Raw genomic sequence first — 21,532 nt, forward strand, 5'->3', positions numbered from 1 at the left:
TTATAGATGTTACTAAAAATGGAACGGCGGAATTTTTATGAAAAATAAAATAACCAAATCTTTAGCTACGGCGGCATTATTGAACTTTATATCAGTACCTGCTTTTTCAGCTCAAGATCATATTGAAAATGCAGAAAGCTTGGTACAGCAAGCTCAATACAAAAACGTAGCAACTATTAAGCGTAATTTCGCAAAGCAAGTAGCGCTTAATTATTCAGTGTTGAATGCTGATTTAAAACAATCAGTAAATAAATATAACTTAGTTTTAAATGCTGATCAGTTATCAACAGTAGCACGGCATACACAACGTAATATAAGTCAGGCAAATAGTGCCTTACAACAGCTTAAAGGCTTACCTAACAATACAGGAAGCTTGTTACAAGTGCGTTTAGCTAGCGAAACCATGCTAACTGATTGGCAACAAGGTGAAAACCCTTTATTCGCATTTGCACCCGCTGGTGACGATAGCCAATGGAGCGAGATTGAAGCGTTCGATCAGTTTGGTAACATTCATTATTTAAGCGTAGACCAAATGCCAACTCAACCTGTTTTTATTGTCGAATTAGATCAGCAAAAAGTACAGGGTGCGGGTATTGCAGTAATGAAAGGAATTTTGTCAGCTAACAAATTCAGCAAAAACATGGTTAGCCCACAAAATCAATTAAATAATGATCAGCCATTACAAACTAGCGTGCTGAAAAAAATACATTTAGAGGATGATAAAGAACCTTGGATTTCAGGTAAAGCAGAAGTCTATGCCATCGTAACGGGGATCGATCCTAGCAGAGATGAACCAATATTAGATATTGTTGATTTACCTTATTTAGATCATGATAAAACCAATTACAGCCCTAATCAGGTTTTAATTCATTGGCAACGTTATCGTTGGCAAGCTGTCGATTTGCTTTTAATGGAGCAAGATGACAACACAAATTATAAAACCTTAGCAATGAAGTTATTAGAAATATCAGAGCAAGTAATGGCAAGCATCCCTGATTTACAAGCACAGGGCTATACTATTATTCCTAAACTCACTAATGAGTTACTTAAAGCAATGCCTGATGAATGGTTTACCAATAATGATGATTATGTCGATGTTTTTTACACACTGTTTGAAAACAAAGAGTATCAAGGTTACAAAGGCGCAAGTAGTAATGCCACCATTACCTTGTCACCTTTAGAGATAAATCCTCGTCAGTAAATAACGACCCGCCACTGTTTGGCATAATAACTAAACAGTGGTGAGTTAATCATTACTCCCGTAGTTTAAGCGTGATACATACAACGCCGTGATCGGTACTTAAATCGTCGCGCTCAAACTCGGGGTTAATTAAATGACGATCGTAAGTATGATAATCGCTTACTTCAAAAAAACTGTCGTCATAGCCAGAATCAAACTCACAAGATAGCAAAATATAATCAAGCACAGAGCTGCTTGCGCCAAAGTAATGCGTTGCTTTTCGTGGTAGTTTTAAACCTCGATTATCTTTATCGGTAATACCTTTTATTGGCTCATTAGGTACTTCATCAAGCTCGCAATCATCGTTTAACTTTGTAAATAACTGCCACGCATCGTTAAGACAATATTTTGCAAGGTAAGTTTTACTATCAAACGTAGGGGCAAAACGCAGTGTATTGGTTAATAAATGGCTTAAAACGCCATCAGCTAGGTCGTTATTAAAATCTCCCATTAATATCATAGGTTGTTGCGTGGCCTCACGACGGCTTATCATTTCTATCATCAGTAATGTTGCTTCACTACCACGCTGAATAGTTGAGCTCCAGCCACCCGCTACATTTGCTTTTAAAATTTCAATAATGTTTTTTTCAGCGGTTAGTTCTTTATTAGTTTCATCAATCTCAATTGATGGCCGTTTAGATTTAAAATGCACCACATAGCAATCGGTATTACCGATATGCGGCAAATTTATTGTGGCTCTAAGAACTTTACGACTAAAGGCAAAATCTTCAGTTAAACCTAAAGTACTGGCAAGCTCATAGTCGTGTTTTACGCTCGCTACTTCAACAATGGGGTATTTTGCTGCTATTGCCACAACGGGGCGTTTATAAATAAAATCATCTATTACCTGTGGCTCATCCACCACAGCAAAGTACGCATACCCTTGCTGCTTTACTAATTCTTTAAGCGACTCAATGCTAAACACTTCCTGAAAGCCAATTACATCGGGCTGATGCTCGGTTAAATAATCAATAATCCAGCGCTGTTTTTTTGCCCATTGCTCCGCGGTATATATCCGCTCAAACTCATAATAAGCATTAGGTGGCTCAAGATAATTAAACAGGTTAAATGTGGCTATTTTTAATGTTGAATTGGTTATCATCATCTCAGGGGATTGTTCTGAGTTATCAGCTAAAGGTGATGTATTACAGTCACTAATAATGGTCGCCTTTGAAAGTTTATATTGTGTGCTATTGTCAACATCATATAAGATTTTTGCTTGGTACCAAAGCTTGATAACAACTAAAACCTATTAAATCGTTTAAAGTTTAGGCAAACGCAACCTATCCCCTTTAAATTTATATACAAGTTGGTATGCTACGCGACCTTTTTTAACATATGGTTATCAAAAAAGGCAAAGCCAAGGGGCTGCCAATGCTGCAAGGCACTTAGTATAAGTGGCAGCAATAATTACAGGCATCGCGTTATAAAACGTTAGGTGTAACTTTAAATAGCAATATAAAAAGCACTATTAGGGTCAAACTATGCGATTAGGACCAGGACTACTCGTCACCGCTGCCTTCATTGGACCAGGGACTATTACCACCGCGAGCGTAGCGGGTGCAAACTTTGGTTTTGCACTAATATGGACGCTACTATTTTCAGTAATTGCCACCATATTATTACAATCTATGGCGGCGCGCCTAGGCGTAGCCACCGGGCAAGACTTAGCACAAGCACTAAGAGCCCATATTGAAACTCCCCTATTTAAATCTCTTGCTATATTTTTAGTGATCAGCGCCATTGGTGTTGGCAGTGCCGCCTACGAGGCTGGTAATTTAAGCGGTGCCAGCATGGGATTAATTGAAATATTCCCTCAGGTAAATGCCCAGCTTTGGACGCCACTCATTGCATTTTTAAGTGCCGTATTACTGTATAGCGGTAAACACAAAGTTGTTGAAAATGCGCTTATTTTACTAGTGATTTTAATGAGCCTAGTGTTTATCTCTACGCTTGTTATGGCGGCTCCCTCGCTCAGTGACATATTAGCTGGTTTTGTTCCTAGCATGCCAGAGGGCTCAGTTACCACAGTATTAGCATTGGTAGGTACGACCATAGTGCCATACAACTTATTTTTACACTCAGGGGTACTGGCTGCTCGCCATGACAGCAAGAGTGACAAACAAAAAGTAATTAAAGAAACCAATATAGATACGGGCGTGTCCATCACCCTAGGTGGTGTGATCACCTTAGCTATTTTATCAACCGCATCAGTAGCGTTTTATGGCACCGATGCAGGGCAAATAAGTGCTGCCAATATGGCGGTACAACTTGAACCCTTACTAGGTGATGCCGCCCATTACTTTTTTGCTATTGGTTTATTTGCCGCAGGCTTAACCAGCGCTATAACGGCTCCCCTTGCCGGCGCTTACGCCGTATGTGGCATGTTAGGTTGGTCAAATAAAATGGATAACACTCGCTTTAAAAGCGTTGCCATTGTTATTTTATTATTTGGTGCTGCCGTAGCATCTCTGGGTTTAGACCCTGTCGCAGTGATAATTTTTGCACAAGCCGCTAATGGTTTATTATTACCAATTGTAACTGCCTACCTTGTTTGGCTAGTAAATCAACGCTCTGTAATGGGTAAATACACTAACTCAGTACTGGTAAACCTACTTACTTTACCAGTGTTAGTACTTATTTTTGGCTTAAGTGGTTATAAACTTTTTAGTTTGATTTTTTGATATCACTACGCAATTCTTACACACAAAAGCCGCTGTATTTATAGCGGCTTTTTACATTACAGACCAATACGGACTTAAAAACCGTGATGCTCTGCCTTTTGCTTATTTGCCTTAATGAGTTTTGCAAATACATAACCCCCTACTGCACCTGCACATAATTGCGCATAAAACCCCCAGCCTCTTGCACCCGCAATAATAGTAATATTCATAATAGATTCAATAGCAATTAACGCTGTTGCAAACGCTACAATACCCGCAGTTACAAATAATTTTACCCCCTGATTTTTAAGCTTTTTCGCGATAAACCAAGTCACAAAAAATGCAATGGTCAATGCAATAGCAATAATAGCGCCGTAAGTGGGGAGCAAGCCAAGCCAGTCTTCAAGGGTTAAATTAACACGATCATTAAAGCCCACCACTACACCTACATTAACTAATTGATTGACAACGTATTGGCTATGAAACAAGCTAGCAAGAGTGAATGTAAGCAACCAAGAAACTAAAAATGACGGGAGTATACGTGTTAAAAACTGCATGGTTATCTCAACTTAAAATGAAATTTTTTTCTTACACTAGCAAAGGCTTGCAGTGTAAACAATCTTTGTGTGGTATTACGCTACTTTCGCTTTTAGTGTTGTCTTGTAACGCCAGTGCCAAACTACCAACACAGCAATATACTGCTAGTACCTTAGCAACAGACCTCAATTCACCATGGAGCATGGTTAAGCTCCCAAACGACATCTGGTTAGTTACAGAGCGTGATGGCCATGTTGTTATCATTAAAAACAATCAACAAAGCCGAGTTAAACTAGATTTCGAGGGCTTATACGTTGCAGGGCAAGGTGGTTTACTCGATATAGTACTTTCGCCAAATTACAGTGAATCAAAAGAAATAATATTCACTTATGCCCAAGGTGAGCTTGATGCAAACAGACTCGTTATTGCCAAAGCTAAGTTTGATGGTACGCAATTTTCAACGCCAAAAATTATTTATAAAGTTGCCACCGATAAGGGCACACCGCAGCATTACTCTGGCCGGGCGCTTGTACTGCCCGATAATAGCTTACTGTTTTCAAGTGGTGATGGCTTTGACTACCGCGAGCAAGCACAAGTTATAACCAGCCAATTAGGTAAAGTGCTACGAATTAATTTAAATGGCACTATTCCAAGCGATAATCCGTTTATTAAACATGAAAACGCTAACGCGCATGCTATTTATTCATTTGGTCATCGTAACCTTCAAGGCTTAGTGTACGACTATGATACCAAGCAAATTATTAGCCACGAACACGGCCCCGCAGGCGGTGATGAGCTCAACTATTTAAAGGCTGGCACCAACTACGGCTGGCCGGTAATCACTAACGGCGACGATTATTCACAAGCACGTATTTCCCCCTTTAGAGACTACCCCGGAATGGCTAAACCAACCGTAGATTGGACGCCTTCAATTGCGCCATCAGGCATGGCATATTATGGTTCTATGCATACAGCCTTCCCTTCACTGCAACGTCACGTGCTTATTACTACATTAGTCGATAAAAAGCTCTACAGTGTTAATTTAGCAGATGGTGAATACCCCCAGTCGCATATTTTCCCAGAGGCTACAGGTAGGCTCAGAGATGTATTTGTTACTGCTGAAGGTAATGTAGCGATATTAACGGATGGCAAAGAGGCAAAGCTGATGCTGGTAACGCCAAATTAGTCATTTATTTTAACTTATGAAAATCAAAAAATGACTGAGTTATTTGAATTGGTTGCTCTAATTGGGGGTAATGGCCTACCCCTTTCAATTCAATAATATCTGGATTAATGATTAATTCGCGATAACGTTTAACCATATGACGACCCGAAACAGGGTCGTCCATACCGCAAATTAATCTCATGGGTAAATCTGCTTGTTGTAAAGCGCTCACCCAACGAGCGCGATGTAATTTACGCTCTGTGATGTAATAAATCAGTTTTGCCATAACTGGCTTGCCCTGTTTATATGCAATTAACTGCCACAGCTCCTTGAGCTCGTTCTCAGCAATTGGTGTAGCGCATATATTATCAAAATTACGCTTAAAGCTTTTATAGTTTGCAAGTCGCGATACTAAAGCACCAATAGAGCTAAGTAACAACTTTTGCAATAATACCGGTTTATGTGTTTCTGGAAATAACCCGCCGTTAAGAAAGCAAACGCTTTGTATTTTTATGGCATGCGGCTCATTTAAATTGCTTCTAGCAAGTAGCTCTTGCGCTACCGTATCACCATAATCGTGGCTTAAAAGATGCGTTGCCTTTACATTAAACACCTTTAAAAAATATGTCAGTAAATCCGCTTGCATATTTATGGTGTAAGTAACATTTTGAGGTTTGTCGCTAAAACCAAAACCCAGCATATCTAGGGTAAATACCTTAAAGTGTTGAGTGAGCGCAGCCCATTGATTGTGCCAATCCCAACTTGCGGTTGGGTAACCATGGATCAGTAATAAACACGGCGCGTCCTGTTTGCCTTGCACATGATATCCAATCTCATGACCTTGAAATTCAAACGTCGATTGGCTCTTATGCCACGAAGCTAATGAATCAGTGATTGTTGTAGTGTTACTAATGACATTCATGACAATTTCGCTACTTTTATAAGGTGATAAACGAGATGAATTAGGTATCTACCATAATTAACTTTTTATCTGATATTACTTAAATATCCTATGAAAATGTACATAAATTTATTATTTGCGAGTAGCCATTTCCATGACTAATATCATTTAAGATAGGACGACAATAACTAAATTAAGGAGCCAAAGTGAAAATATTGTCCGTTGACGATAACCCCCAAAATAGAAACATCATGGAAATTGCGCTTTCCAAGCAACACGATATTACTTCATCTGATGGAACCGAGCCAATATTAGCACTAATGGAACAGCATCAACCACAAGTCGTCCTGATGGATATTTTACTTAGTAATGGCCTTACTGGTTATGATTTAGTTGAACAAATAACTCAATCCGGTGAATACGATGATTGCGAAATTATATTTATATCCGCTTTAACATCAAGTGAAGACAAACTCACAGCATATGGGTATGGCGGCGATGATTATATTGCCAAGCCAGTAGACTTTAAGGAACTTAACGAAAAATTAAAGCGTGTTGAACTGCGTATTACAGAGCGAAATAATCTAAAAGAAATGTACGATGTGGCCTCTACAACTGCTTTTACCTCAATGCAACAAGCAAGTGAACTCGGAGAGTTAGTCTCGTTCTTTACTGACAACCTTGACGTAACCGATTTAGATGCATTATTTGCTAACGTACAGCAGTACTTTACCAATGCAGGCGCTAGCTGCTGTGTAGAGTTTAGAGTAACAAACCAATATCACCAATTTCCAAAACAAACTATTTCTGAACTGGAAAAAGAAATTCTTGAACTAGGCAGAAGAGCAAAACGAATAGTGCCATTTAGCTCTAACTTATTATTTAACGCACCTGCTTGCTCAATACTTGTAAAAGGAATAAATGCAAAAGACGAAGGCTTACTTGGACGGCTTCGAGATAATTTTGCTATTTTACTTACTATTATAGAAAGCCGAATGGAATTTATTGAGCAGCAATTAGAAAAAGCGACGATACGTCAACAAGCTTTAAACACCCTCAAAAGCCAACTCGCTGATGATTTTAGTACCATAAAAAAACTATGCTCAGAGCAAGATAAGCAAGTAAAAATACTCGTTAATGACTTATCTCAAGCTATACAATCAAAAATGATCACTCTAGGTTTGGATGAAGAGCAAGAGTCGGAGCTAGTAGGATTAGTTGACGAAACGAAAGAAATTGTAGAAGAAACTTTAGTCCTGTCTTTTACACTAGAAGAAAAATTACAAGCCATAACAAACCGCTTAAAAGCAGTTGAATAATATAAGTACAATGTATAGACCAAGCTCGACAGAACCATGACGTTAAAACTTCAACCTTACTTCGCTCTTTTACAATTAAGCTCAAGAGTCAGTGATTATTGTAGTGTTACTAATGACATTCATGACAATTTCGCTGCTTTTAGATGGTTATAAACACATAAATTAGTAACTAAATTAATTAAATCATCAACTTGTGTCACCTAAATTAGAACTCTGTTGGGTGGCGCCTTCGGCTTAACCAACCTACCTTTTAACGTAGGTCGGATAAGTGGCGAAGCCACGCCATCCGACAAAAATGATGAATTGACTTGGGGCAACCCGATTTATCATGCTGTGCTTAATATGCAAAATAGAGGCTTAAACTAAGCCGCAATAAGATTTAAGTTTTGATGTATGGAATTAAGATTTGCTAATTCTGTTCTTCAACCAAATAATCTTTAAATAAATCATTACACTCCGTAGTTTGCATCAACTAGTTGACTAACAAAAATATTTGAAATGTGTTCTTTAGACTTTAACCAAAGCTCAACGTCTGCTCTATCTTGATTAGTCGCCGAACCATAACGATGAACAGAACAAATAAAGCCACTGAATGACTTACAGTCACCTCCACCAGCAATACAAAGTTTTCTTTTATCGATGAATTCTAAAAGCTCATCTAGTAATAAATCAAACTCTTCCTCTGTTACATTTAAATTACAAGTAAATTCAAAACCTAAAATAGCAAATTCATCTAAATACAACTTCTTGCGTAATCGTCTACTTTTAGTACTCATAAATATCCTTTAGCATATGACGCCAACTTATTAATCTGCCAATGAGGTACATAGAGTAAGTTATAAGGAAGAAAAACCCAAAGATAATTTAATATTTAACAAATAGTTAGAACTTAACTAATTACGCTCAATTGTTATCTGAGTGCTTTTATTAATGAAGAACTTAATTCACAAAGAGGATAAGAGACGCTGCGCTTTTAGAGGAAAATAACGGCTTAAATCAAGCCGCTTTGAAGAATTTAAGCTCTGATGTCTGAAGTCAAGATTTGACCCCTTTGGTACTATCAATTTTATCTACTGATGTAGTATTAGAAAAGACTAACTTCTTATATTCTTGAAACCAATCCACAACACTGACCCCTGACTTGACCACATAACGCCTCATTGAGAGGCTAAAAATAGTTGGTTAAAATAAGCGACGAAGGAGCAAAAACCAACTGTTTTTTGTCCTACTTTAATGACTTGTTAGGCATCAAGCTCGATTTATTTACATAAAAGTAAACCCACTGAACTCCCGTTAAGAAACATAACAATGCTGAAATTTTAAAAGCAAAGAATACAACCATCGTTACTTCCTCACCGAAATAACGAAATAATTGACTAAATTCTGAAGCAATCCATAATAAATTCCCTAAAAATAGCCACTTTAATGTTTGAAAAATTAAATGTAACGCCGCATGAGACTTATCAAGATCATTACCTTTCATTTTATTCTCTATGTCAGCTTTGAAAAGTGCATTCTTTTCTTCTCTTTGTTTTGAAGAAGCAAAGCTAATTCTAAGTAAATAATAAAATATAGTTAGAAAAATCCCTCCGACGATACTGGCAATTACACCACTCCAAAATTCAGGGATTTGACTTATAAATTGATTTATTGTTTCCATACTTCAAATTAACTCCAGTATATATTGATGCCTAACGCCCGCATTTGCGGCTGGTTTGGAGCGCAGCGGAAAACCAGTCCGACAACATGCGCTTGTTACATACATTCATATTTTGAGCACCGAACCATCTGGATTAAGTGCGATAATAGAATGCTTACCTTTAAAGACAATGTTAACTTGACCACCATAAACATCATCGATTGCTAAGTGGCTAGCACCTTCCAATTTCATTATTTCTGCGCCGCCAATTGCGCGGTTGATACCATCTAATTCCACGAAATTAGCTTTAGACACTTCTTCCACTTCATCGAGTTGGACAAACACGTACGGCCAGTCTTCAACATGTGAAGTTCCTTCCTTTACTTCGTCTGGCAACCAAACGGAATCCCATTGAAATGCCAACGTGACTGACCTATCAAATGCTACGTGGTGAAACACACCGACCCAGAAAGAATCATGGAGGGTGTATTTACTCAAGAACTCTTCAAGATCATAAGGTGACTTTTGATCCCAAGGTAATTCATCCTCTATTAGCTTCTTATAAAGCCAGTCCGGGTAAAACTGATCATCATCCAATGCTGATTATTCTCCTAGGCATGTAACGCCCTAATAATGGGCAAAAAATTGTTGGCTAAAATGTTGAGGAACGAAAACAGCCAACTGTTTTTTGTCCTTATTAATTAGCTTGTTATATTTTCATTACCCATTAATTTGATGCCAAATGCTAGCATGATAATTGCTGGAAAACTTAAAACAGCACCAAAAAATTTTTGATAATCTGAGTCACTAATGTGCATACCAAAAGGTTCAAAAAGCCAAAGGTAAGCAAAACATAAGAGTATCCAGCCAGAACAGGCTAATAGAAAAGACATTAACTTGTATGTTGAAACTATCTTATGATTTTCAAGTGGCTCTTTTTTAAATGTAGAAATATACCTGATACTTGCTATAGCGCTAAGTGCACCAATAATACCTGTAATTCCATTTACGACTTCCCAATCCAATTCACAACTCCGAACAATAAGAAAATATAACGCCTTACTAAGTGGCGCTGCCACTGAATTTCCCAAGCATACCAAACTCCAAGCCAAGAATGCCAAACGGTTAGCGTCCACTTGAGTAATTTGTTAGGGGCCGCCCCTACGATTGAACGCTGATTATTGGCAAAAGGTTTTGAAATTGAAACCGTTGCGTGCAATTTGTAGGACTTACTTAACGTATAAACTTGCTCGTTGGCACGACCAAACAAAGCGCTAAAAGTCACACTTAAATGATGAGTTTCCGTATGCACAGATTGCTCAACCAGAAGACGATGTTTAAGACAACAACAGAAACCACCATTACCCAAAAACCTTTCAATGTAATAGGCCGCCTAACGCTCTGCTAAGCGGCAAATAAACCAGCCACCTAAATTAAAAATTAATACCGTAAACACCTTAGCCAACCAGACCAAAAATGCCACGCGTTTATTTGTCCGTTTGAGCAGTTTGTTAAGACTTGCTTTGAAAACCGACTTTGCATTGACGCTGTAGTGAACGGCCAATGACAATATTGAAAACACCGCTAAACGAACATACCGACTTCAAACGCAATACTCAAAAGCGGTGAGCCACGAAACCCGATATGCACTGAGGTAACAAACCGCCCACTGCAATTATGCGTTCAATAATGAACTGCGGAAAAATCCAGCTCAACGAGTACGATGAGAATTTGTGAGCAGATAGATACTACCAGTTCGAGAAACACGCTTTAAAACGGTTACCGCAAGACTTTGGATTACGCCCAAACTGGCTTTTACAACGCACATGGTGAGAGCCACAAAACCGCCTAAATTTCAAAGTACGACGAACTTGAAGTGGCTGATTGCAGAACTACATAGCCAAAAAATCACAGCGAGTCTTAACGCCTCGTTAAGAGGCAAAAAATTGTTGGCTAAAATTAGCGACGAAGGAGCAAAAGCCAACTGTTTTTTGTCCTTTTAAACGACTTGTTAGAGGTTTGTTGCACATAAACCTAATCCAACTCTTTTTCTAATGCAGTAAAAAATAGCAGTATATCTTTACAAAAATTTAATGCTGGAACACCTTTACTCTTATTAACGCCAATTTGAAAATCATGAGGTAAGTTAGCACCCGTTTCCATTATGCCAACCCCGCCGTCATGAGTACTTGAATTACGGAATTGATATAACATTTTAGTTAACTCTGACAAACCAGATGTTTTCACAAAACCTGATTTACCACGAGTTTTAAAAACTTTAACGTATTTTTGTAGGGTTTCTAGTGATTGCCAATCCTCTATGGGCTCACCTGAGTCTGGATCACAATTAGCATAATGAAAGTAAGCTGCTTTGTCTTCTAAATACCCATAACATGAATTAAGAAACGCCCCTAGTAACCAACGGAATTTATCTCTATTACATTCATTGCTCAAAACGTTATAGAAATAATTACATTCGTTTATTTTATCATTAAGGTCGACAACAGCAGAGATATCTAGATCTTCGAGAATATGACGCAAATCTGCCATGATAAAACCTCTAACAATTTAATATCGACCCTAAGGGTCGTTTTTTACCCAACATTGGATCTGTAGTATCTTATCTATATTAATAACAAAATATCTTTTATTATTCTATATCAAATATATAACTAATTAACATTTTACTAGGAACCGACAAAAACAACCCATCGGGTCGATTTCTTGACTATAGGGGCATCCAAGCTATAGCTGTATATATATACAGTTAAAGTTTTAGGGTATTTATGAAAACACAATCACCATTTTTGAATTACATTTCTGACTATATGTTAGTTAGACAATACTCACTTAGGACCATTAATACCTATTTAAAGTGGATTGCTTCTTATATTCATTTTCATAAAAAAAGACATCCTGCTTCAATGGGAAATAACGAAGTTGTCAGCTATTTGGACTACCTTGTGTTAACAAAAAACGTAGCGCCTAAAACTCAAGCCACTGCTTTAAATGCATTAGTTTTTTTATATAAACACATTATTAAAAACGAGTTATGTTTAGACTTAACTTTTATCAGAAGCAAGCGTCAGCCCAAGTTACCCATAGTGATGACGCCAGAAGAAGTTAAAGTGCTCATGTCGCATTTAAGTAAACGTTACTATCTTATTGCTGGGCTAATGTACGGTAGTGGACTAAGAGTGATGGAGGCTGTTCAGCTAAGGGTTCAAGATATTGACTTTGATTATAAGAGTATTCGAATATGGAATGGTAAAGGCAATAAAAACAGGATTGTGACGCTTGCCACTGAGTTAATCCCTTTACTTAGAAATCAGATCGCACAGGTTGATGAATACTTACAATTAGACTCACACAATGAGCAATATGCTGGCGTTTGGATGCCTCATGCACTTGCAAAGAAATATCCAGCTGCTAATACGTCTTTAGGCTGGCAATATTTATTTCCGTCTCATCAATTAAGTACCGATCCTGAAACTGGAGAAATAAGACGGCACCATTTTCACCAAACAGGCGTTCGCAAGGCGATTAAAAAGGCTGTAAGAATGGCAAAGTTAACCAAACTTATCACGCCACATACTTTACGCCACTCCTTTGCAACTCATTTACTACAAAGCGGAGCTGACATAAGGACCGTACAATCTCAGTTGGGTCACTCGGACGTTAAAACAACACAAATTTATACGCATGTTTTACAACAAGGTGCTAATGGCGTAATTAGTCCTTTTTCTAGGTTATAAAGCTGGTTAGAAAAGTACAAATTGGTCCTTATCAAAAAATAAACGCGCTAAAGCACGCCCTTGTATCTACAGGTGAGCAGAAACTTTAATCTCACAGCTCGCTAACTTGCTAACTGAACCCTGGTCAACAAAAAAAGCCGCTGTTTGTTAAAACAGCGGCTTTCTAAAGCTTATAGCTAAAAACTGACAGCTTACAGCTAGTACTTTAAGCTTTACCAATCACTTCAAGTCCACCCATGTATGGGCGTAATACTTCTGGTACTACTACTGAGCCGTCGGCTTGTTGGTAGTTTTCTAGTATGGCTACAAGTGTACGCCCTACCGCTAAACCCGAGCCGTTTAGTGTGTGTAAAAGCTCTGGTTTTTTAGCGCCTTCACGACGAAAACGTGCTTGCATACGGCGTGCTTGGAAATCGACCATGTTTGAACATGATGAAATTTCGCGGTACGTGTCTTGCGCTGGTAACCATACTTCTAAATCGTATGTTTTAGCTGCGCCAAAGCCCATGTCGCCCATACATAAAATCACTTTGCGGTATGGCAGTTCTAGTGCTTGTAGTATTTGCTCAGCATGGCCTGTTAGCTCTTCAAGCGCTTGCATTGAATCTTCTGGTTTTACAAGCTGAACTAGTTCAACTTTATCAAACTGATGCTGACGGATTAAACCGCGAGTATCGCGACCGTAGCTGCCTGCTTCACTTCTAAAACATGGCGTGTGCGCTGTCAAGCGAATTGGTAAATCGCTTTCTTCGTAAATTTCATCACGTGCGCTGTTTGTAAGCGGTACTTCTGCCGTAGGAATAAGGCTAAAGCCAGCTTGCTGCTCGCCATCATCGTTCACTAGGCCTAAAGTGTGGAATAAATCGCCCGCAAACTTAGGTAATTGGCTGGTACCGTAAAGGCTTGCGCTATTGACTAAGTACGGTACATACATTTCTGTGTAGCCGTTTTTATCTGTGTGGGTGTCTAGCATGTATTGAGTAAGTGCACGGTGCATACGTGCTACTTGGCCGCGCATTACGGTAAAACGTGCGCCACTAATTTTAACGCCCATTTCAAAATCTAGGCCGTTTAGGTCTTGCCCTACATCAACGTGGTCTTTAACTTCAAAGTCGTATTTTTTAGATGTACCCCACGTTAAAATTTCTACGTTGTCGTCTTCGTCAGCGCCTTCTGGTACCGACTCGTCAGGTAGATTTGGAATAGCTAAGGCAATTTGTTTAATTGCTTCTAACACTTCATCTTGTTCAGCTTTAGCCGCATCTAATTCGCTGCCTAAGTTAGCAACTGCGTCTAGCAATGGCTGTGCGTCTTCGCCTTTTGCTTTTGCTTGACCAATGGCTTTAGCACTGGCGTTACGCTGACTTTGAAGTTCTTGCGTTTTTACTTGTAATGTTTTGCGTTTTTCTTCAAGTTCAGTCACTACCGCTACATCTAGTTCATAACCACGTGCGGCTAAACGTGCTGCAGTTTGTTCGACATCTTGACGTAAATATTTAGAATCTAACATGTTAGTTTTTTAACCTTTTTGCATTACTAGCTGAAGGCCCAGCCAAGCCATAAAAATACACACCATCACGTTTAAGATGATATTGAGGGCCATTTTAATAAAGTGACCTTGTTGTAATAACAACAACGAATCCATTGAGAATGTTGAAAAGGTGGTTAACGCACCTAAAAAGCCAATTCCGATGAGGGTTTTAGCGGGACTAACGGCAATAACTTGTTTATCTATTAAACCGTACAAAATGCCCATCAACAATGAACCCAGAATATTAACCGTCAACGTGCCAAAAGGGAATCCCCTACCGAGGAGTTTTAGCATGGTTTCGCTAATAAAAAACCGTAAACAGGCTCCTGAGGCTCCGCCAAGGGCTATCATCATGTAAAGTTTAATCATGCTCATAACGTTTTACTGGGCTTTGTGCGTCGCGCTCTTTTAAATAATCGAGCTTTTGTTTAATTTTTTGCTCAAGTCCACGATCACTTGGCTGGTAGTATTGTTTGCCATCCATTTCTGGCGGTAGGTATTTTTCGCCAGCAGCAAATGCGCCTTCTTCGTTATGCGCATATCGATACTCTGCGCCATAACCTAAGTCTTTCATTAAATTGGTGGGGGCATTGCGTAAATGCTCTGGCACTGGGTAGCTTGGCTGATTTTTAGCATCGTCTTTAGCTTGGTTAAACGCCATATAAACCGCATTACTTTTTGGTGCGCTGGCTAAATATAAGGTGGCCTGTGCAATTGCACGCTCGCCTTCACTGGGGCCAACACGTTGAAATATATCCCATGCGTTTAAAGCCACTTCCATAGCGCGTGGATCGGCGTTGCCAATGTCTTCGGTGGCAATTGCTAATAAGCGCCTTGCAACATACAGCGGGTCGCCGCCACCGGCTAATATTCTGCAGTACCAATAAAGCGCGCCATCGGGCGAACTGCCTCGCACTGATTTATGAAACGCCGAAATTAAATCGTAAAATTCATCGCCGCCTTTATCGTATTTGGCTAAATGCGTAGGGAGTACTTGGCTGAGTACCTGTTCGTCAACATGAAATTGGCCGTTTTGCTCAGTGGTTAAATCGACTGCTTGCTCGAGTAAATTAAGCACTTTACGAGCATCGCCACCACTTGCTTGGCATAGCGCCTGTTTGGCGTTATCTGCAATCACGATGTGTTTTTGGCTTAATTGCTCATCTTGTTTAAGTGCACGCTCAATTACCGTGTATAAATCGCTTTCCTGCAAGGATTTTAAAACATATACCCTTGCACGAGACAAAATCGCATTATTAAGCGCAAACGAGGGGTTTTCGGTGGTCGCGCCTACAAATATAAAAGTGCCATCTTCAATATGCGGTAAAAACGCATCTTGCTGAGATTTATTAAAGCGGTGTACTTCGTCAACAAACATTAAAGTGCGCTGACCACGGCTTTGTAGGTTATCGCGCGCTTGGGTTACGCTATCGCGTATATCTTTCACCCCAGCGGTTACCGCCGACATTTGAATTAGTTCAGCATCGGCATGATTGGCAATAATTTGCGCCAGCGTAGTTTTACCTACCCCTGGGGGGCCCCATAAAATTAAACTATGGCAACGCCCTGCAACAATAGCTAGATGCAGCGGCTTGTCGCTACTTAGTAAATGCTGCTGCCCTATGTAATCGTTAAGCGATAAAGGGCGCATACGCGCAGCGAGTGGGCGAACATCGGGCCCAAAGTTAAATCCTAAATTACTCACCGTTACTCTGATCGTCTATTTCTACACCCGCTGGCGGGGTAAATTCAAAAGTTGTTTTATCAAGCTCAGTATTAACCTGTGCATTGCTAAATGTAAACGCAGATAGCTGGCCTGAGTTATCTTTAACTACCAATTTTGCAAGCCCTTGCTCGTTATCAGCAAAAGTAATATCAAGCTTCTCTACTTGGCTTTCTACGCCTTTATTTGGGGTAATGCTAAAGCCTAAATCGGTGGCAAGCACGCTGTATTTTTCCCATTGCGCAGGGTCTTTAGAGGTGAGCAATATAAACGGTGTAGAGTCAATTAAACCGCTGGTTTTCATAATGGTTACTTGCTCAGCAAAGCTATCAAAGTAATAGGTTTTATCGCCGTTTGACACGAATAAAGTGTCGTCTGGGTTAGTTTGCTGCCAGCGAATCATCAATGGCTGTTGCAAGGCAATATTGCCTTGGCCTTGCATTACCAGTTGGCCTTCACCGTCGGTTACGTTTTGTTTAAATTGCGCTTTAAAGCTTTTTAACGTTGATAACTTATCTTGTAATGCTTGGCTGTCGTCAGCGAAACTTGGCATAGCAACTAAACTGCCCAATACCAATAATAAACTACTTAATTTTTTCATTAATTTGCTCCATTAGGTACTAATACATCGCGAGCGCCGTTATGTCCTGGTGCACTCACGATACCTGATGTTTCCATTTGTTCTACTAAACGTGCAGCACGGTTATAGCCTACGCGTAATTTACGTTGCACTGATGATACCGACACTTTACCGGTTTCTATTACAAAGGCGACCGCTTCGTCGTATAACGGATCTGACTCTTCATCGCCATTCTCGCTGGCTTCCCCTGGTAATAAAATATCTTCAGTGGCATCGCCATTTAAAATTTCGTCTATGTAATTTGGTTTAGCACGGGCTTTCCAATCGTTTACCACGGCATGTACTTCATGATCGTCTACAAATGCGCCATGCACACGCTCTGGCACACTGGTGCCTGGCGGTAAATAAAGCATGTCACCCATGCCTAATAAGTTTTCTGCGCCTTGTTGATCAAGTATGGTGCGCGAGTCTATTTTACTTGATACCTGAAACGCCATACGTGTAGGTATGTTCGCTTTTATTAAACCGGTTATTACATCAACCGACGGACGCTGTGTTGCCAAAATTAAATGAATACCCGCAGCACGCGCTTTTTGCGCTATACGAGCAATTAATTCTTCAACTTTTTTACCTACAATCATCATCATGTCGGCAAATTCGTCAATAACCACCACTATGCTAGGTAACTTATCTAGCTCATCTGGGCCGTCTTTCATGCCATCGGTGTCTTTAAATAATGGATCCATTATTGGGTAGCCCGCTTCTTTGGCTTCCATTACTTTTTGGTTGTAACCTTTTAAGTTACGTACACCTAAAGCCGACATCAGCTTATAGCGGCGTTCCATTTCACCTACACACCAACGCAGCGCGTTAGCGGCTTCTTTCATGTCGGTCACAACTTCACACAATAAATGCGGGATGCCTTCGTAAACTGAAAGCTCAAGCATTTTCGGGTCAATCATGATCATACGAACATCTTCTGGGCCCGATTTATACAGTAAGCTTAATATCATTACATTAACGCCCACTGACTTACCTGAACCCGTTGTACCGGCCACTAATAAATGTGGCATTTTACCTAAGTCGGCACACACAGGTTGCCCTGCAATGTCTTTACCTAGCACCATGGTTAACGGCGATGGGTTTTGCTCAAACTTAGGTGCGTTTATCACTTCTGACAAACGTACAATTTCACGGTATTTATTAGGCAGCTCAATACCGATATAGGTTTTACCCGGAATAACTTCAACCACGCGCACACTAATTGCCGATAGCGAGCGCGCTAAATCTTTTGACAGCCCAGTAATTTTAGACACCTTAATACCCGGTGCTAAATCAAGCTCAAAACGGGTAACAACAGGCCCGGGGTAAACTCCAACCACGGTAGCTTGTACGTTAAAATCGAGTAGTTTTGTTTCTACAAGGCGCGATACACTATCAAGCTCTTCTTGCGAAATTGGATTTTTTGCTTTGTCGGGTCTGTCGAGTAAATCCAATGACGGCAATGGCCCCGGTGGTGGCTCTTGCTCTAATAATTGCTCAAACTTCTCTTTGGCAGTTGGCGGCGGCTGAAACCCTGATTTAGGCTTGTTAATTGGCCTTGCTGGTGAAACTACCGTTGTGGCTGGTTTTTCAGATTCAACCACTGGGCTTTGGTCCAGCGCATTAAGCGCCGCTTCTGTGTCCATAGGTTCATCGTCTATGGCGCTAAAGCTAATTTCTTGATCGAGTATTTGGTCAAGCTCGTCAAACGGCATAAATTCGTCGTCTTGAGGGGCATTAACCTTAGTTGCGGGTTTATCGATTGCTTTGGGTTTGTCTACTGTTTTATTAGCAAGTTCAGGTTCTTGTTGTCGTGTATCGTCTTCAAAATAGGCATCGGGTTGCTCGTCTTGAACTTTACCTGCAATGCGTTCGCGTTGCATCCAACCGCGAGCATAGGTAACCAAAAAGCGGTATAACCTAACAATTAAATCACCCAAGTAATCAACAAATTGTACCCACGACACACCCGTTAATAGGGTTAATCCTGCAAAAAAGAAACACAGCAGTAAAATAGAGGTACCGGTAAAATTAAACGCAGGCATCATCGCCGATGCAATCACATCGCCCACTACCCCACCGGATGAAAAATTATAAATATCGTCAAAATTAATACTGCTGATAGCGGTGGCTGAGGTAATAAACAGCGCAAAGCCAATAATACGTAATCCAAGTGTGGTGTAATCGAGTTGCAAAATACGGTGTGGCTGCTTAAACACCAAGTAACCTAGCAGCTGAATAGCCGCTGGCACAAAATAGGCAAGCCAACCAAAGGTAAGAAGTAAAATGTCGGCCACCCACGCGCCCGCCGTACCTGTGATATTTTGTACATTGGTAAACTCACCCGTTTGCGACCAAGCAGGATCGGCAGGATGAAAACTAATTAAAGCACATAAAATAAATACCGCTGCAAAGGTGCTGACGATCAGCCCCGTTTCTAATAGTCTTTGTACACCGTTTAGGCGCATAATTACCTATCCCTCATTATTATTTTTTACACTCACTTGGCAATAGAATACCTTAGCAGGAAATGTATTTTGATGCACTTTATCTTAACCATGATGGCCTGATTATGAACAAGTTTTTATTATTTAGTCGTACACTCATTAAAAAAGCAAAGTTGGATGCAACAATAAAAGTATATTAAAGGCTGTTACTTTATCATTAAGCAACAAAAGGACGAATAACAACGCCTTCTTCACCTTTTACTTCTTCCATGACTACGTAGGTACGGCTTTCACTCACATTGGGCAACTTTAATAGTATATCACCGAGCACGCCGCGATATTCTGACATATCGTTAACCCGGGTTTTTAATAAAAAGTCGAAATTACCCGAAACCAAATGACATTCTATAATTTCTTCGTGCTTTCTAACAGCAGCACTAAATTCTTCAAATACGTCGGGCGATGTTTTGGTAATGGTTACTTCCACATACACAGAAAGCCCTTGACCAAGTTTGGCAGGATCAACCACGGCTTTATAGCCTAAAATATAACCTTCGCGCTCTAGCTTTTTCACTCGCTCTAGACAGGGCGTGGCGCTTAGGCCAACTCGTCGGGCCAGTTCAACATTTGACAGGCGGCCATCAAGTTGTAATTCGACTAAAATTTTGCGATCAATACGGTCTAATAAGTTATGCATGGCTTTTTAGTTTTTTATTCTAATAAAATTAATTTTACAGATACTAACACTACAAAGGGCTTAAAAAAAGGTGAGACACACTACCCTGGCATGAATATAATAGTGGAAAATTTTTATCCCGTTCTAACAAGGCAAAATTATGATTATTGGTGTACCTAAAGAAATTAAAAACCACGAGTACCGTGTAGGTATGGTTCCTGCGAGTGTTCGCGAACTTGTAAATCACGGCCACCAAGTGATTGTTGAAACGAATGCTGGTATGGGCATTGGTTTTACAAATGATGATTATGTTCAAGCAGGCGCTGAAATTTTAGAAACAGCTGCTGACGTTTTTGCAAAAGCAGAAATGATCATCAAGGTAAAAGAGCCTCAAGCTGTTGAGCGTGCAATGTTACGTGAAGACCAAATTCTTTTCACTTACCTTCACCTTGCACCGGATCTTCCACAAACTGAAGACCTTGTTAAAAGTAAAGCAATCTGTATTGCGTATGAAACAGTAACTGATTCACGCGGTGGTTTACCACTTTTAGCGCCAATGAGTGAAGTTGCTGGTCGTATGTCTATTCAAGCAGGTGCACAAGCGCTAGAAAAAGCTAACCACGGTCGTGGTATGTTACTAGGTGGTGTACCCGGTGTTGAGCCAGCTAAAGTAGTTGTTATTGGCGGCGGCATGGTTGGTCGTAGCGCTGCACAAATGGCCGTTGGCCTAGGTGCTGAGGTTGTAGTACTTGACCGCAACATCGACGTATTACGTGCACTAGACGCACAGTTTGGTAACAAAGTTAAAGCTATTTACTCAACAGCTGACGCGCTTGAGAAGCACGTACTTGAAGCTGACCTAGTAATTGGTGGTGTACTTATCCCAGGTGCTGCTGCACCTAAACTAGTAACTGCTGAACACATTAAAGCAATGAAGCCTGGCGCTGCAATTGTTGACGTTGCAATCGACCAAGGTGGTTGTATTGCTACGTCTAAAGCAACTACGCACGCTGATCCTACTTTCATCGTTGATGAAGTTGTTCACTACTGTGTTGCTAACATGCCTGGTGCTGTTCCACGTACATCGACGTTTGCACTTAACAATGCAACATTACCGTTTATCATTAACCTTGCAAACAAAGGTTACAAAAAGGCACTACTAGATGACGCTCACTTCTTAAAAGGCTTAAACGTACTTAAAGGCCAAGTAACTTACAAAGAAGTAGCTGAAGCGTTCAACATGGAATATGTTGACCCACGCACTGCAGTAGAAAACGCGTAACTATTATTGTTACCGTTTATACCTATAAGTCA

The 21,532-nt window shown here is 40.1% G+C and carries 20 protein-coding genes; 6 read left to right on the top strand and 14 right to left on the bottom strand.

The window, feature by feature from the left end; all coding sequences use genetic code 11:
• Positions 1 to 37 precede the first annotated feature (37 nt).
• Positions 38 to 1,201, top strand: coding sequence for a DUF3103 family protein (locus ACZ5WS_RS12715; RefSeq protein WP_138604896.1), 1,164 nt, complete (start codon positions 38 to 40; stop codon positions 1,199 to 1,201).
• Positions 1,202 to 1,253: 52 nt separating this feature from the next.
• Here the strand turns inward: ACZ5WS_RS12715 and ACZ5WS_RS12720 are convergent, their stop codons facing one another.
• On the bottom strand, positions 1,254 to 2,345 hold the full coding sequence (locus ACZ5WS_RS12720) for an endonuclease/exonuclease/phosphatase family protein (protein ID WP_464708859.1): 1,092 nt from the start codon (positions 2,343 to 2,345) through the stop codon (positions 1,254 to 1,256).
• A gap of 379 nt (positions 2,346 to 2,724) precedes the next feature.
• Between ACZ5WS_RS12720 and ACZ5WS_RS12725 the strand changes: the two genes are divergently transcribed.
• Positions 2,725 to 3,924, top strand: coding sequence for an Nramp family divalent metal transporter (locus ACZ5WS_RS12725; protein ID WP_138604897.1), 1,200 nt, complete (start codon positions 2,725 to 2,727; stop codon positions 3,922 to 3,924).
• 74 nt (positions 3,925 to 3,998) lie between these two features.
• Here ACZ5WS_RS12725 and ACZ5WS_RS12730 read toward each other — a convergent pair whose 3' ends face one another.
• Entirely contained in the window at positions 3,999 to 4,460 is a 462-nt protein-coding gene (locus ACZ5WS_RS12730) for a hypothetical protein (protein WP_464708862.1), read from the bottom strand.
• Here ACZ5WS_RS12730 and ACZ5WS_RS12735 point away from each other — a divergent pair.
• Positions 4,445 to 5,626 carry a PQQ-dependent sugar dehydrogenase gene (locus tag ACZ5WS_RS12735; protein WP_464708864.1) on the top strand — a complete coding sequence of 394 codons (1,182 nt, stop codon included), beginning with the start codon at positions 4,445 to 4,447 and terminating at the stop codon, positions 5,624 to 5,626. The two genes, ACZ5WS_RS12730 and ACZ5WS_RS12735, sit on opposite strands and share 16 nt — an antisense overlap.
• Positions 5,627 to 5,630: 4 nt before the next feature.
• On the opposite strand, the gene ACZ5WS_RS12740 is transcribed toward ACZ5WS_RS12735, so the two are convergent.
• Positions 5,631 to 6,527: an alpha/beta fold hydrolase gene (locus ACZ5WS_RS12740; protein WP_464708866.1), complete on the bottom strand. Its 897-nt coding sequence runs from the start codon at positions 6,525 to 6,527 to the stop codon at positions 5,631 to 5,633.
• Between the two features lie 185 nt (positions 6,528 to 6,712).
• Between ACZ5WS_RS12740 and ACZ5WS_RS12745 the strand changes: the two genes are divergently transcribed.
• Positions 6,713 to 7,825, top strand: a complete 1,113-nt coding sequence (locus ACZ5WS_RS12745) for a response regulator (protein WP_464708868.1) — start codon at positions 6,713 to 6,715, stop codon at positions 7,823 to 7,825.
• A 449-nt stretch (positions 7,826 to 8,274) separates the two neighbouring features.
• On the opposite strand, the gene ACZ5WS_RS12750 is transcribed toward ACZ5WS_RS12745, so the two are convergent.
• The 5 genes from ACZ5WS_RS12750 to ACZ5WS_RS12770 form a co-directional block, all read right to left on the bottom strand.
• Complete coding sequence (locus ACZ5WS_RS12750) at positions 8,275 to 8,601, bottom strand: YggL 50S ribosome-binding family protein (protein ID WP_464708870.1); 327 nt, start codon at positions 8,599 to 8,601, stop codon at positions 8,275 to 8,277.
• Between the two features lie 449 nt (positions 8,602 to 9,050).
• Complete coding sequence (locus ACZ5WS_RS12755; protein ID WP_464708873.1) at positions 9,051 to 9,485, bottom strand: hypothetical protein; 435 nt, start codon at positions 9,483 to 9,485, stop codon at positions 9,051 to 9,053.
• Positions 9,486 to 9,590: 105 nt separating this feature from the next.
• Entirely contained in the window at positions 9,591 to 10,061 is a 471-nt protein-coding gene (locus ACZ5WS_RS12760) for a hypothetical protein (RefSeq protein WP_464708875.1), read from the bottom strand.
• A 104-nt stretch (positions 10,062 to 10,165) separates the two neighbouring features.
• Positions 10,166 to 10,543 carry a hypothetical protein gene (locus ACZ5WS_RS12765; RefSeq protein WP_464708879.1) on the bottom strand — a complete coding sequence of 126 codons (378 nt, stop codon included), beginning with the start codon at positions 10,541 to 10,543 and terminating at the stop codon, positions 10,166 to 10,168.
• A 955-nt stretch (positions 10,544 to 11,498) separates the two neighbouring features.
• Positions 11,499 to 12,014: a hypothetical protein gene (locus ACZ5WS_RS12770; RefSeq protein ID WP_464708882.1), complete on the bottom strand. Its 516-nt coding sequence runs from the start codon at positions 12,012 to 12,014 to the stop codon at positions 11,499 to 11,501.
• Positions 12,015 to 12,250: 236 nt separating this feature from the next.
• Between ACZ5WS_RS12770 and ACZ5WS_RS12775 the strand changes: the two genes are divergently transcribed.
• Entirely contained in the window at positions 12,251 to 13,219 is a 969-nt protein-coding gene (locus ACZ5WS_RS12775; protein WP_138604905.1) for an integron integrase, read from the top strand.
• Between the two features lie 205 nt (positions 13,220 to 13,424).
• Here the strand turns inward: ACZ5WS_RS12775 and serS are convergent, their stop codons facing one another.
• The 6 genes from serS to lrp all read right to left on the bottom strand — a co-directional run bounded on the left by serS (position 13,425) and on the right by lrp (position 20,239).
• Entirely contained in the window at positions 13,425 to 14,729 is a 1,305-nt protein-coding gene (gene serS, locus ACZ5WS_RS12780) for a serine--tRNA ligase (protein ID WP_464708885.1), read from the bottom strand.
• Between the two features lie 9 nt (positions 14,730 to 14,738).
• Entirely contained in the window at positions 14,739 to 15,119 is a 381-nt protein-coding gene (gene crcB / locus ACZ5WS_RS12785; RefSeq protein ID WP_010389726.1) for a fluoride efflux transporter CrcB, read from the bottom strand.
• Complete coding sequence (locus ACZ5WS_RS12790; protein ID WP_464708891.1) at positions 15,112 to 16,455, bottom strand: replication-associated recombination protein A; 1,344 nt, start codon at positions 16,453 to 16,455, stop codon at positions 15,112 to 15,114. The genes crcB and ACZ5WS_RS12790 overlap by 8 nt, the downstream gene beginning before the upstream one ends.
• Entirely contained in the window at positions 16,448 to 17,074 is a 627-nt protein-coding gene (lolA, locus tag ACZ5WS_RS12795; RefSeq protein ID WP_464708895.1) for an outer membrane lipoprotein periplasmic chaperone LolA, read from the bottom strand. Before lolA ends, ACZ5WS_RS12790 begins: the two co-directional genes overlap by 8 nt.
• Entirely contained in the window at positions 17,074 to 19,563 is a 2,490-nt protein-coding gene (locus ACZ5WS_RS12800; RefSeq protein ID WP_464708899.1) for a DNA translocase FtsK, read from the bottom strand. The genes lolA and ACZ5WS_RS12800 overlap by 1 nt, the downstream gene beginning before the upstream one ends.
• A 196-nt stretch (positions 19,564 to 19,759) precedes the next feature.
• Positions 19,760 to 20,239 (bottom strand): leucine-responsive transcriptional regulator Lrp, encoded by a 480-nt coding sequence (gene lrp, locus ACZ5WS_RS12805; protein WP_008110073.1) that lies wholly within the window; start codon positions 20,237 to 20,239, stop codon positions 19,760 to 19,762.
• A gap of 139 nt (positions 20,240 to 20,378) precedes the next feature.
• On the opposite strand from lrp, the gene ald reads away from it, so the two are divergent.
• Entirely contained in the window at positions 20,379 to 21,500 is a 1,122-nt protein-coding gene (gene ald / locus ACZ5WS_RS12810) for an alanine dehydrogenase (RefSeq protein WP_054200757.1), read from the top strand.
• The last annotated feature ends 32 nt before the right edge of the window (positions 21,501 to 21,532 follow it).

This window comes from Pseudoalteromonas sp. 11L1 (genome assembly GCF_055397545.1).